The 13,582-nt window shown below is 67.3% G+C and carries 10 protein-coding genes; 8 read left to right on the top strand and 2 right to left on the bottom strand.

Annotated elements, in window-relative coordinates:
* The first annotated feature begins 8 nt into the window (after positions 1-8).
* The 3 genes from HW532_RS13505 (at position 9) to HW532_RS13495 (ending at position 3,276) form a co-directional block, all read left to right on the top strand.
* Positions 9-1,034 carry an ABC transporter permease gene (locus tag HW532_RS13505; RefSeq protein ID WP_213160973.1) on the top strand — a complete coding sequence of 342 codons (1,026 nt, stop codon included), beginning with the start codon at positions 9-11 and terminating at the stop codon, positions 1,032-1,034.
* Complete coding sequence (locus tag HW532_RS13500; RefSeq protein WP_213160972.1) at positions 1,031-2,212, top strand: ABC transporter permease; 1,182 nt, start codon at positions 1,031-1,033, stop codon at positions 2,210-2,212. The genes HW532_RS13505 and HW532_RS13500 overlap by 4 nt, the downstream gene beginning before the upstream one ends.
* 158 nt (positions 2,213-2,370) lie before the next feature.
* Positions 2,371-3,276: a DMT family transporter gene (locus tag HW532_RS13495; RefSeq protein ID WP_213160971.1), complete on the top strand. Its 906-nt coding sequence runs from the start codon at positions 2,371-2,373 to the stop codon at positions 3,274-3,276.
* 173 nt (positions 3,277-3,449) lie between these two features.
* On the opposite strand, the gene HW532_RS13490 is transcribed toward HW532_RS13495, so the two are convergent.
* On the bottom strand, positions 3,450-5,405 hold the full coding sequence (locus HW532_RS13490) for an acetoacetate--CoA ligase (RefSeq protein WP_213160970.1): 1,956 nt from the start codon (positions 5,403-5,405) through the stop codon (positions 3,450-3,452).
* Positions 5,406-5,671: 266 nt separating this feature from the next.
* On the opposite strand from HW532_RS13490, the gene HW532_RS13485 reads away from it, so the two are divergent.
* From HW532_RS13485 to HW532_RS13475, 3 genes are all read left to right on the top strand, one after another.
* Positions 5,672-7,993 carry an AsmA family protein gene (locus HW532_RS13485; RefSeq protein ID WP_213160969.1) on the top strand — a complete coding sequence of 774 codons (2,322 nt, stop codon included), beginning with the start codon at positions 5,672-5,674 and terminating at the stop codon, positions 7,991-7,993.
* A gap of 99 nt (positions 7,994-8,092) precedes the next feature.
* On the top strand, positions 8,093-8,557 hold the full coding sequence (locus HW532_RS13480) for a molybdenum cofactor biosynthesis protein MoaE (protein ID WP_213160968.1): 465 nt from the start codon (positions 8,093-8,095) through the stop codon (positions 8,555-8,557).
* 20 nt (positions 8,558-8,577) lie between these two features.
* A complete protein-coding gene (locus HW532_RS13475; protein WP_213160967.1) occupies positions 8,578-9,324 on the top strand; it encodes a DUF4336 domain-containing protein in 747 nt (248 codons plus the stop codon).
* A 132-nt stretch (positions 9,325-9,456) separates the two neighbouring features.
* Here HW532_RS13475 and HW532_RS13470 read toward each other — a convergent pair whose 3' ends face one another.
* Entirely contained in the window at positions 9,457-10,953 is a 1,497-nt protein-coding gene (locus HW532_RS13470) for a TrkH family potassium uptake protein (RefSeq protein WP_213160966.1), read from the bottom strand.
* A gap of 387 nt (positions 10,954-11,340) precedes the next feature.
* Between HW532_RS13470 and HW532_RS13465 the strand changes: the two genes are divergently transcribed.
* Positions 11,341-12,462: a glycosyltransferase family 4 protein gene (locus HW532_RS13465; RefSeq protein ID WP_213160965.1), complete on the top strand. Its 1,122-nt coding sequence runs from the start codon at positions 11,341-11,343 to the stop codon at positions 12,460-12,462.
* Between the two features lie 63 nt (positions 12,463-12,525).
* Positions 12,526-13,578: an ATP-grasp fold amidoligase family protein gene (locus HW532_RS13460; protein ID WP_213160964.1), complete on the top strand. Its 1,053-nt coding sequence runs from the start codon at positions 12,526-12,528 to the stop codon at positions 13,576-13,578.
* Positions 13,579-13,582: the final 4 nt, after the last annotated feature.

The following is a 13,582-nucleotide window of genomic DNA, read 5'->3' as shown; positions in this document are numbered from 1 at the left end:
GATCCGTCATGCTGCGCTATCTCGTTCAACGTCTGCTGGTCATGGTGCCGACCCTTCTGGTCATCTCGCTTCTGACCTTCATCATCATCCAGCTCCCGCCGGGCGACTATCTCTCAAACCAGATCGCGGAGCTGAAGGCGCGCGGCGAGGAGGCGGGGCTCGCAAAGCTGGAGTTCCTGCGCCAGGAGTTCGCCCTCGACCGGCCGTGGCTCGAGCAATATGCGATCTGGATCGGCGTGTGGCCTGGGCCGAACGGTTTCAACGGCCTCCTCCAGGGCAACTGGGGCTGGTCCTTCGAGCACCAGAGGCCGGTGTCGGAGGTGGTCGGCGACGGGCTGCTGCTCACCATCGTTCTGAACGCCGCCGTGGTGCTCTTCGTCTATGTCGTTGCCTTCCCGATCGGCATCTATTCCGCGACGCGGCAATACAGCATCGGCGATTACGGCTTCACGCTGATCGGCTATATCGGGCTTGCCACGCCGAACTTCCTGCTCGGCCTGGCGCTGCTCTATTTCGCCAATCGCTGGTTCGGCATCTCCGTCGGCGGGCTCATGGATCCGCGCTATATCGGCGCGCCGTGGACCATGGGGAAGGCGGGTTCCGTGCTCGCCCATCTGATCGTGCCGGTCATCGTGATCGGCACGTCCGGGACGGCCGCCATGATCCGCCGGCTGCGCGCCAACCTGCTCGACGAGCTGCAGAAGCAATATGTGGTGACCGCGCGCGCCAAGGGCCTGAGCGAGCGCCGCCTGCTCGCCAAATATCCCCTGCGCATGGCGCTCAACCCCTTCGTCGCCGATATCGGCAGCCTGCTGCCGAGCATGGTCTCAGGCTCGGTCATCGTGTCGGTGGTCCTGAACCTGCCGACCATCGGGCCCGTGCTGCTCGACGCGCTCGCCAGCCAGGACCAGTATCTGGCGGGGTTCATCCTGCTGTTCGTAACCATGCTCACGCTGGTCGGCATGCTGATCTCCGACATATTGCTGGCCGTGCTCGACCCACGCATACGCCTTGACGGGGAGGCCGCGCGATGACCTCCGGACCGACCGCGCCCGGCGGCGACAGGCCGCTCGACCATTTCGTCGACGACGCGCCCTTCGACCCGAAGGCGAGCGCCGCGCTGACGGCGGAGCAGGAACGCGTCTATCTCGCCTCCGGCTGGCGCATGATGTGGTGGAAGCTCAGGCGCCACCGGCTGGCGGTGGTATCCGGGCTGTTCCTCCTCCTCATCTACGCGACCATCCCGTTCACCGAGATCATCGCGCCCTACAACAAGGACACGCGCAACGCCAACTATCTCTACGCCCCGCCGCAGGCCATCCACCTGTTCCACGAGGGCGAGTTCGTCGGCCCCTTCGTCTATGGCTACAAGGCGGAGGCCAATCTGAAGACCTTCCGATGGGACTATTCGGTCGACCGCGAGCAGGTCTATCCGCTGCGCGTCTTCTGCCGCGGCGACACATACCGGTTCTGGGGCCTGTTCGACTGGGACGTCCATCTCGTCTGCCCGGCCGAGGGCGGCGTCTTCTACCCGCTCGGCGCCGACCGGCTCGGCCGCGACATGTTGAGCCGGATCGTCTACGGCACGCGCATCTCGCTGACCGTCGGGCTGATCGGCATCACCATCTCCTTCCTCATCGGCATCACGCTCGGCGGGCTTGCCGGCTATTACGGCGGATGGGTGGACTCGATCGTCCAGCGCATGATCGAGATCCTGCGCTCGCTTCCGGAGCTGCCGCTCTGGCTCGCCCTGTCGGCGGCGCTGCCGGTGACCTGGTCGCCGATCCTCATCTATTTCGGCATCACGATCATCCTGGGGCTGCTCGACTGGCCGGGGCTTGCGCGCGCGGTGCGCTCCAAGCTGCTCGCGCTGAGAGAAGAGGACTTCGCCACCGCCGCGGTCCTGATGGGCGCCAAGCCCGGGCGCGTCATCGGCCGGCATCTGCTGCCCAACTTCATGAGCCACCTGATCGCCAGCGCCACGCTGTCCGTCCCCGCCATGATCCTGGGCGAGACGGCGCTCTCCTTCCTGGGGCTGGGCCTGCGTCCGCCGATCACGAGCTGGGGCGTGCTGCTGAACGAGGCCCAGAACCTCGCCGCGCTCGAATTCTATCCCTGGATCATCGCGCCCATGGTGCCCGTGATCCTCGTCATCCTCGCCTTCAACTTCCTCGGCGACGGTCTGCGCGACGCTGCCGATCCCTATCACTAGGGCGCCGCGCGCCGTCCGATCGGACCGGCACCGGCCCGCGACCCGCCCGCCTGCATCACACGCAGCGCGCCACTGCCGAGAATGCATAGGTCGCAAGGCCGGCCGCTGGTATGATGAGCGCCCATGAGTGCCGAGGGGCAGACATCCGGATACGCGGCATGAGTTCGACACGAGCCTCGCTCGACGACGCTGGCGAGAGCGCGGCCCGTTTGCGCGGCATCCTCCTCATGGTCGCCGCCTTCGCCCTGTTCGCCTGCCTGGACGCCACGGCAAAATATCTCTCCGCCTGGTTCGAGACGCCGCTCATCGTCTTCGCCCGCTACGCCTTCGCGGTGGTCTATTCGCTCGTCTTCCTGTGGTCGACGGGCACGCTCTCCCAGATGCGCGCGCGCAACCTCCCGCTCCAGATCGTGCGCGGGCTGCTGCTGGTGGGCGGCACGCTCCTCAACTTCACCGCCGTGCGCTATCTGCAGCTCGCGGAGACATCGTCGATCATGTTCTCCAACCCCTTGTGGGTCTGCGCGCTGTCCGTGCCGCTTCTGGGCGAACAGGTGGGCCCGCGCCGCTGGCTCGCGGTCGTCATCGGCTTCGTGGGCGTGATGATTATCATCCGGCCGGGCGCGGAGGGCTTCCACTGGGCGGCCTTCCTCTCGCTCGGCGCGGCGCTGTCCACCGCGCTCTACCAGATCGCCACGCGCAAGGCGGCGGCCTATGACAGCTCGGAGACGACGCTGTTCTACACGGCCCTTGTCGGCGCGGTCGCCGTCACCCCTGCCGTGCCGGGCTCGTGGGAGATGCCGACCGGCTGGCTGCTCGCCATCATGTGCACATTCGGCCTGTTCGGCGCGGTCGGCCACCAGTTCCTGATCGTCGCCCACAAGCTCGCCCCGGCCCCGGTGCTCGCCCCCTTCGTCTACAGCCAGATCATCTGGATGGTCATCATCGGCTATGCCGTCTTCGGCGACCTGCCGGACCTGTGGACGGTCGCCGGCGGCCTGCTCGTGGTCTCAAGCGGGCTCTACCTGCTCTATCGCGAGCGCCAGATCAAGAAACGGGCTGCCTGAGACCCGGGCCGAAGCCGGGTGTCCTTGCTCTTAAAGCGGCACCGGCTGAGCTCCCCCACCCGGCCACCCATGAGATGATACTTCCGTGGGTGGCCGGGTGGGGGAGCGGACCGGTGCAGACTCACTCCAAAGACGTCAGGCCGATGCTACCGCTCACATCGTAAATCCGGGCCCTACTCCCGAAGCTCGGGCAGGTCCTGGAACAGATCCAGCGCCTCCGGGTTGGCGAGCGCCTCCTTGTTCTTCACCTCGCGGCCGTGGACCACGTCGCGCACGGCGAGCTCGGTGATCTTGCCGGACTTGGTGCGGGGAATATCGGCGATCTGGATCACCCGGGCCGGCACGTGGCGCGGCGAGGCGCCGGTGCGGATCTGCGTCTTGATGCGCTTGACGAGGTCGTCGTCGAGCGTCACTCCGTCGCGCAGGCGCACGAACAGCACGATGCGGGTGTCGTCGTCCCAGTCCTGGCCGATGGCGAGCGCCTCGACCACCTCATGGATCTGCTCCACCTGAGCGTAGATCTCCGCCGTGCCGATCCGCACGCCGCCCGGATTGAGCGTGGCGTCGGACCGCCCGTGAATGACGATGCCGCCATGGTCGGTCCATTCCGCGAAGTCGCCATGGCACCAGATGCCGGGGAAGCGCGAGAAATAGGCGTCGAGATATTTCCGGTCGTCCGGATCGTTCCAGAAGCCGATGGGCATCGACGGGAAGGGCTTCGTGCAGACGAGCTCGCCCTTGCCATGCGCCAGCGGCGTGCCGTCCTGCGAAAAGACGTCGGCGGCGGTGCCCGCCATGGGGCCCTGGATCTCGCCGCGCCAGACGGGTTCGTAGGGGTTGCCGCCCACGAAGCAGCCGCAGATATCGGTGCCGCCGGAGATCGAGGCGAGGTGGAGGTCCGGCTTGATCGCGTCATAGACGAAATCGAAGCTCTCCGGCGCCAGCGGCGAGCCGGTCGACATCATGGCGCGGACCGAGCCCAGATCGTGGGTGTCGCGCGGACGCCAGCCGGTCTTCTTCACCGCGTCGATATATTTCGCCGAGGTGCCGAAATGGGTCATGCCCACGGCGTCGGCATAGTCGAACAGGACGCGCTCGGAGGGGGCGAAGGGCGAGCCGTCGAAGAGCACCAGCGTGGCCTCCGAGGCGAGGCACGTCATCAGCCAGTTCCACATCATCCAGCCGCAGGTGGAGAAGTAGAACACCCGGTCGCCGGGACGGATATCTGAGTTCAGCCGCTGCTCGCTGAGATGCTTGAGCAGGATGCCGCCCGCCGAATGCACGATGCATTTGGGAATGCCGGTCGTGCCGGAGGAGAACAGCACATAGAGCGGGTGGTCGAAGGGCAGCTGCTCGAAGGCGATCTCGCCGCCGTCGCCCGTCGCCAGGAAGTTCTCCATCGCGATCCCGCGGGCCATCTGGGCGGCCGCCTCGCGCGACTTGCCCAGATAGTCGATGACGACGACCTTCTCCACACTGGGAAGCTGGTCGACCACCTTGGCGACCTTGTCGGTGATCTCGAAGGCCTTGCCGTTGTAGTAGTAGCCGTCGCAGCAGACGAGCACCTTGGGCTCGATCTGGCCGAAGCGGTCGAGAATGCCGCGCTCGCCGAAATCGGGCGAGCAGGACGACCATGTCGCCCCGATGGAGGCCGCCGCCAGGAACGCCGCGGTCGTCTCCGGCATGTTCGGCACGACGCCGGCCACCCGGTCTCCGGGCTTGACGCCAAGTTTCCTCAGGGCGCTGGCGAAGCGTGCCACCATGTCGTGAAGCTCCGCCCAGGACACGGACTTCTCGACGAAGTTCTCGCCCCGGAACAGGATGGCGGGCCCGTCGTCGCGCCGGCGCAGCAGGTTCTCCGCGAAATTCAGTCGCGCATCGGGAAAGAAGCGCGCGCCCGGCATCTTGTCGCCGTCCACGAGCACCCGCTCGCCGCGCGTCTCTGCACGCACATCGCAGAAATCCCAGATCGCCGGCCAGAAGTCCTCCATCTCGTCGACGGAGAACCGGTAGAGGGCCTCGTAAGTGTCGATGTCGCGGCCATGGCGCTCGTTCACGAACGCCATGAAGGCGGCCATGCCGGTGGTGCGCTTGAACTCGGGCGACGGCGTCCAGAGAGGCTCTTCCATCGTCTCTTCGCATCCTCCCTAAAGGGCTTCCCAGTGGGCTTGGGCTTCGGTTTCGCGGCCCTCACCATAAGGATGAGGCACGCCTTTCCCAAGCCTCTTTTTGACGCTGGCGGCGCGCCATCCAGGTTGCAATAGTGCGTGGCGGCGCGCTCGGGTACAATTCGCCGCAGCGAATCATGCGAGGGACCTTCGCCGTGCTACCCTGACAGTCGCGGCACCGCCGGCTGCCGGGCGCCCGCGAGGTCCGCTTGAAGGGAAGATCGGTCTTGAAACGCCTCCTCCAGATCGTGTTTGTCCTGTTCGTCCTCGTCGTCGCGGCGCTGGCGGCAGTTCCGTTCATCGTCACGCCCGACTTCATCGCCCGCCAGATCAGCGAGGCGGTCACGGCGCAGACCGGCCGCGAGCTGCGCATGGGCGGCGAGCCGAGCTTCTCCTTCTGGCCCGAGCTCGGCGTGTCGCTGAAGGACGTCGCGCTGACCAATCCGCCCGGCATGGCGGAAGGTCAGGTCGCGCAGATGGACGAGCTGTCGGTGCGCGTCGCCGTGTTCCCGTTGCTGTCCGGCACCGTGGATGTGACCGAATTCGTGGTCGACCGGCCGCGCCTCGATCTCGTGATCGACACGCAGGGGCGCAGCAACTGGAGCTTCGCAAAACCGGGCGAGACCGACGCGACCGGCGCGGGCGACGATCAGGCGGGCGCCACGCCGTCGCAGCCCTCCTCCTCCGGCGAGACATCGGGCGGCTTCGGCGTGAGCTCCGTCACGCTCGCGCCGATCCGCATCGTGAACGGGTCGCTGCGCTATCTCGACGAGCGCTCGGGCACCGTCTTCGCCGCCGACGCGGTGAACGTCACGCTCGACCTGCCCGATCTCGACAGCGCGTTCGAGGCCAAGGGCTCCATGGTCTGGAACGGCGAGACGGTCGAGGTGACCGCCTATGCGAAATCGCCCATGACGCTTGCCGGCGGCGGCGCCTCGCCGATCGAGCTCGCGCTCGGCTCAAGGCTCATCAATTCCGCCTTCAGCGGCCAGGCCTCGCTCTCCAGCGGCTTCTCGCTCGCCGGGCGCATCGACATCGACACGCCGTCCCTGCGCGGCCTCGCCAAATGGGCCGGCAGCCCGCTCGCCCCCGGCAAGGGGCTGGAAGCCTTCAAGGCCGACGGCGCGCTCGGCCTCGAAGGCCAGACCGTCACGCTCAAGGACGCGAATATCACGCTGGACGGCATGCGCGCGACCGGCACCATGCGCACCGAGCTCGGCGGCGCGCGGCCCAAGGTCGTGGCGAGCCTCGGCGTCGACCGTATCGACCTCGACACCTATCTGGGCGGCGGCGAGGCCGGCGACACGGACGGCACCGGGCAGACCTCCGGCGGGTCTCCCGGCCAGGACGGCTGGAGCACCGAGCCCATCGACTTCTCCGGGCTGAGGGCCGTCGACGCCGATCTGAATCTCGTCGCCTCCGAGATCGTCCAGGGCAAGATCACCACGGGCAAGACGGCGCTCCGCGTCGTGCTCGACAACGGCGTGCTGACTGCGCGGCTGAACGAGCTCGCCCTCTATGGCGGCCAGGCGGCCGGCACGATCATCCTCAACGGCACGCGCGAAGTGCCGACCGTGCAGGTCGGCTTCAGCGCGAAGGACTTCAACGGCTACGAGCTCCTGCGCGACTTCGCCGGCTTCGAATGGCTGGAGGGCACCGCCGCCACCTCGCTCTCGCTCGCCGCCGTCGGCCGCAGCCAGCGCGATCTCGTCTCCTCGCTCAAGGGAACCGCCGGCTTCACCTTCACCGACGGCGCGATCAGGGGCATCAATGTCGCGAAGATGGTCCGCGGCGTGTCGGAGAACATCCTCTCCGGCTGGGACCAGACCCCGGCGGAGAAGACCGATTTCAGCCTGCTGAAGGCGAATTTCGCCATCGACAGGGGGCAGGCCTCCAACGACGACCTCCAGCTCATGGGACCGCTCGTGCGGGTGGCCGGCGCCGGCGTGATCGACATGCCGGCCAAGACCCTCGACTACCGGGTTAACCCCAAGCTCGTCGCCTCGCTCGAGGGACAGGGCGGGGAGACGGAGCTCAAGGGCCTCACCGTGCCGGTCGTGATCCGCGGCCCCTGGAGCGACCCGAAGATCTATCCCGACATCGCGGGCATCCTTCAGGACCCGCAAGCCGCCTATGACCAGATCAAGGGCCTCGTCTCGGGCGGTGCCGAGCTCGATCTCGGCCAGGGCGCGGATTCGCTGAAGGAGGGCTTGCAGGGCACCATCTCAAAGGAGACGGAAAAACTGCTCGGCCCCGATGCGGGCCAGGCGGTGGGCGAGCAGGGCAAGAAGCTGCTCGACGGCCTGTTCGGCACGAAGTCGAAGGAGGAGCCCGCGCCGGAGCCCGCGCCGGAGCCCGTCGCCCCGGCACCGGATGCCGCCGGCGAGCCCGTCGCGACCGGCACGCAGGACGAGGGCGGGCCGCAGGACATCGTTCCCGGCGGCGAGACCGAATCCTCCGGCTCCGGCATAGACGACCAGAGCCGCGAGATGCTCAACAAGACGCTGGAAGGCATGTTCGGCTCCGGCGGCAATGGCGGCACGCAATAGGCGTCGCCGGCTCCGCCGGTCCCGCCTTTGCAATCGGCGGCCTGCGCCCTTACCTTGCGGACAGGTGCAAAATCGGCGTCAAGGCAGGATCCGATCCCCATGATCCGCGTTCAGGAAGCCCCGTTCGATGTAGGCCGCGAGCTTAAGGCGCTCAAGGGCGGCAACAGGGCGATCGGTGGCGTGGCGCTGTTCGTCGGCACGGTGCGCGACATGGCCGGCGGCGAGCCCATCGAGGCCATGACGCTCGAGCACTATCCCGGCATGACGGAGGCGGCGCTCGAAGAGATCGACCGGGAAGCGCACGACCGCTGGCCTCTGGAGGCCTCCCTCATCATACATCGCCACGGGCGGCTCGAGCCCGGCGAGGACATCGTGCTCGTCGCCACCGCATCGGCCCATCGCGAGGCGGCCTTCGAGGCCTGCCGCTTCCTGATCGACTGGCTGAAGACGAAGGCCCCCTTCTGGAAGCTGGAGAGCGGCCCAGGCGGCGAGCGCTGGGTGGAGGCGCGCGACAGCGACGAGGACGCGGCCCGCCGCTGGACGGACGGCGAGACCGCGGCGTGACGCGAGGAAGCCGGACGACCATGGCGGACAATCATGCCTATGCCCCCTACGAGCCGCTCAATGTCCTGAAGCCCGTCGCCCCCGATCTGTGGATCGTCGACGGGCCGGAGATCCGGTTCCGCTATATCGGCATGAACCTGCCCTTTCCGACCCGCATGACGGTCGTGCGGCTGCCCGACGGCGCGTTGTGGCTGCATTCGCCGACCGCTCCGGAGGACACGCTGGTCGACGCCGTGGCGGCGCTCGGCCCGGTCCGCCATCTCGTCGCGCCCAACACCATCCACTACTGGTGGCTGCCGGACTGGGCGGATCGCTTCCCCGAGGCGCAGACCTACGGGGTGGAGGGGCTCCAGCGGTCCGCCAAGCGCCCGCTGGCCATCGCCAACACCCTCTCCGACACCCCGCCCGACGCCTGGGCGGGAACGCTCGATCAGGTGGTCGTGGCAGGCGACCTCCTGACCGAGGCCGACTTCTTCCACCGCCCGTCGCGCACCCTGATCCTCACCGACCTGATCGAGAATTTCGAGACCGAGCGCGTGCGCCCGTGGCTCTACCGCCAGGCGCTGTGGCTGGCCGGCGCGGCGGACCCCGACGGCAAGGCGCCGATCGACATGCAACTCACCTTCCTGCGCCACCGCAAGCCACTGAGGCAGGCCGTGGAACGCATGATCTCGTGGGCGCCGGAGCGCATCGTGATCAGCCACGGCCGCTGGTACGAGACGGACGGCACGAGCGAGCTGCGCCGCGCCTTCCGCTGGGCGCTATAGCGCGCACGGCATCGGGGGCTTGGTTCGAACCGGGGCCGGTCCGCTCCCCCACCCGGCCACCCTTGGCAGTATGATCTCATGGGTGGCCGGGTGGGGGAGCGGACCGGTGCCGTTTCAATTCGAAGACACCCCCTATTTCCGCCAGAAATAGGGATCCAGCAGCACCAATATGGTGAAATATTCCAGCCGACCGAGCAGCATGGCGAGGGCCAGGAGGATCTTCGCGCCTTCCGGAAGCGACCCGAAATTCCCGGCGGGTCCGATGATCGGGCCGAGGCCGGGGCCCACATTGGCGAGCGCCGTTGCCGCGCCGGAGAGGCTCGTGACGAAATCGAGCCCGAAGGCGGTGAGCGCCATGGTCAGGACCACCAGCATGGCGAACAGGACGGAAACGAAGGCGAGGATCGCCGCCGGCACGTCGTCCTCCACCAGCCGACCGTCATAGAGCGTGGTGGAGACGCGCCGCGGACTAATGAGGCTGCCCACATAGGCGCGTGCGGTGAGCCACATGATCTGGAGGCGGAACACCTTGATGCCGCCCGCCGTCGAGCCGGTGCAGCCGCCGAGGAAGGTGAGCACGAAGAACGCGCCGATCGCGGGCGTACCCCACGCCGTGTAATCGCCGAGCGCATAGCCCGTGGTCGAGATGATCGAGACGACGTTGAAGACCACCTGGTCGTAGGAAGTCCCCAGCGACAGCTTGTCAGTCACCGCGTGCCACGTGCCGAGCGCGATGGAGAACACGGCGATGATCGTGAGGAAGCCACGCACCTGCACATTGCGCCAGAACGCCCAGGACCCGCCGCGCAAGGCCCGGATGAACAGCACGACGGGCAGGCTTCCCAGCACCATGAAGACGATGGCGACCCAGTGGACGGCCGGCTGCGGAAAGAAGCCGAAGGAGGCGTCGTGGGTGGAGAAGCCGCCGGTCGCGATGGTGGTCATGGCGTGATTGACGGCATCGAACAGCGACATGCCGGCGATCTTGTAGGCGACGAGACAGATGACCGTCAGCCCGCCATAGACGAGCGCGATATAGCGCACGAGCTGGCCGGCCCGCGGCACGATCTTGTCGGACCGGTCGGAGCTTTCCGTCTGGAAGAGCTGCATGCCGCCGACGCGCAGGAAGGGCAGCATGATAATCGCCATGACGATGATGCCGATGCCGCCGATCCACTGGGTGATCGAGCGCCAGAGCAGCATGCCCGGCGGCAATGTGTCGAGCCCTGTCATCACCGTCGAGCCGGTGGTGGTCAGCCCCGAGACCGTCTCGAACAGGGCGTCCCCGAAGGACATGCCGCTCTTCAGGAACAGGAAGGGGATGGCGGCGAAGACCGACATGGCGAGCCAGCTCGCCGCCGTCAGCAGGAAGCCCTCGCGGCGCGAGATCGGCGCGGTTTCCCCCCAGCGGCTGATGAGCACCAGCATGGTGCCAAAGAAGCCGGTGATGAGCGCGGAGATGGCAAAGATCCGCCAGCCATCGCTGCCGGCGGCGAAATCGGTCGCCATGGGCGGCAGCATGAAGGCGGCGAGGCCGATCAGCATGCCGCCGACGACGAGCGAGATGCGGCGCGGATCGAAGGCCAGGAGATGGGTGCGCGCCTGCCGGCCTGTCACGGAATTGGTCATGGGAGGCTCGAGACGGTCACGCCGCGCAGCGCGCAGGCGTCGGGCCGGCGGCGGCCGGGCGGCGCTCTCCGCATGGCGTAACGAAAAGGCTGGCGCCTTCCTGCAGTGCGATCATGCCGGGCGTCCCTCTGTCGACATCGCCATCCGGCGCGGATACACCCGCAACCGTCTTTTGTCCAGCCATGGCGGCATCCCGCCGGCCCGGCCCGCGTTCGTATCATGCTACCGTCGATTGAATGAGAATAATTTTTGTCTTTTCTCTCCAGGCCCATTTCATACTAGTGTGCAGCGACTGATCCTTGGGGGGATAGCCATGACAGAACGCTCTTCGGGGCGTGCCGGAAATCGGCGCGCCCGACGGTGTTGTGCGTACCGACAGGTCCGTCGATGCGAATCGCAGTGATCAACCGGCATCGCACCGAGACGCTCGCCGGCAGCGAGGTCCAGTGCGACATGATTGCCCGTGGCCTGACCGAGCGTGGCCACGAGGTCGTCTATATCGCCGCGAACGGCCAGGGCCCCTATGACGACTGTCCCTACCGGGTGGTGCCCGTTCCGCTCAAGGCGCGCGCCATTGCCGATGCCTGCGAGCGGGAGCGGCCGGATATCGTCTACTGGCGGCTCAACAAGCACGGCCTCAGGCATATTGCGCGCCGGCTGGCGAGGCTGGACATCCCATTCGTCTTCGCGTCGGCCCATATCAACGACCATCTGCGATGGGCGGCGAAGCCCCGCCGGCGGACCGGATTGCGCGGCCTGGTGACGACGCTCAAGCACCGGATCGCAGCGGGTTGGAACCATGAGGGTTTCCGGTGGGTGGCGGCGGTCGTCACCAACAATCCGGACCATCTGGGCCTTGCGCCCGTGGGCCGGCAGGCCTTCATCGCCAACAGCATGACGGGCGAGGCGCGGCCCTTCTCCTGGCCGCGGCCATATGTGCTGTGGGTCTCCAGCCTCAAGCCCGCGAAACGGCCGGATCTGTGCATCGAGCTCGCCCGGCGGCTCGACGGCGCCGGTGTCGACGTCCTCATGGTGGGCGAGCGCCTGAACTACCCGCCGATGGAGTCCATCGAGGACGTGCCCGCAAATCTCCGCTATCTGGGACCGAAGCCGCTGGAGGAGGTCAACGGCATGCTCGCGGGCGCGCGCTGCCTCGTGACCACCTCGATGCCCGAGGGCTTCAGCAACAACATCATCCAGGCCAGCCTGCAGGGGACCCCGACGGTCAGCTTCGAGTTCGATCCCGGCGGCGTGCTGCGGCGGCATGTTCTCGGCCTGTGCTCGGGCGGCGATATCGAGCAGTTCGTCTCCGATGTCGGCAGCCTGCTCGACGACGAGGCCCTGGCGCAAGCGCTGGGCCGGCGCGCCAGAACCCATGCGCTGAAGCATTTCGACCCCGGGCGCAACATCGCCGCGCTGGACGGGTTTCTCAACGCCGTCGCGGCGTCGACCGGCGGCAGGGCACGGGCAGGGCCCGCCGTCCGTCCCACGCCGGGATACGAGACGTGACGATGCCGACCGCGCGGACGGCATCGCGCACGGTGCGACCAAAGGCCCTGCGAACCGGCCCGCATGGACGTTGAGCGCACCCTGCCGGCGACCTATGGTCCCGTCCCTTTCCTGAAGTCCCATACCGAAGCTCGCCCGACCATGCTGCCTGCCCGCCTCGTCGTCCGGATCGCCGATCTCCATGCGCGCCTTCGCTACCGGAGATTGGTCAAGACCTTCCGAGACACACTCGGCTACACGCCCTCCATCGCCTGCCCGCGGAGCTACAACGAGAAGTTCCTCTGGCGGAAGATCTTCGACCGCAACCCCCTGTTCGCGACCTTCTGCGACAAGCTGGCCTGCAAGGACTACGTCGCCGCGCGCGCGCCCGACATCGCCATATTGCCTGCCCTGTGGACGGGCACCTGCGTCGACGACATCCCCGACGAGGTGCTCCAGGGCGACGTGGTCATCAAGCAGAACAACGCTTCCAGCTCGAATATCTTCATCAGGAACGGCGCGTATGACCGCACCGAGCTGCGCAAGACCGTGGCGAAATGGCGCAAGGGCACCTATGGCCGCCACAAGGGCGAATGGGGCTACAGCCAGGTGCCGACCGCCCTGTTCGTCGAGCCGATCCTGCCCTCCTCCGAGGCCTCTCCCATCATCGATCTCAACTTCGCCTGTTCAGACGGAAAAGTGCAGTTCGTCGTCGTCTATCTCGGAAACGAGAACAAGAAGGGTCGCCTGGCCCTTCACGATGCCGATGGTCGACCGACCGGCATCGAGATCGCATTGAAGCCCGGCGAGGAGGACCGACTGCTTACGGATTTCGAGATTCCGGCCGCCGCCTTCCCGATTGCCAAAGCGGCGGCCGAACGTCTGAGCGAGGGGATCGACCATGTCAGATGCGATCTGATGATCGCAGACGACCGGGTCTATTTCGGCGAGTTGACGCCCTACGCAGCGAGCGGCCTGGCACGGCATACCGACCAGCGCCTTGCGGAGTCCACAAACGCGTCCTGGGACCTGAGAAACTCGTGGTTCCTCAGCGCGCCGCAGACCGGCTGGCGCGGGCTTTATGCGGCGGCGCTCAGGCGGTGGCTGGACGAGCGGGCCGCGGACGGCGGCGGGTGATGCG

Origin of the sequence: Kaustia mangrovi, assembly GCF_015482775.1 — a bacterium.
Taxonomy (GTDB): domain Bacteria; phylum Pseudomonadota; class Alphaproteobacteria; order Rhizobiales; family Im1; genus Kaustia; species Kaustia mangrovi.
This window is presented reverse-complemented; position numbering and strand designations above follow the sequence as displayed.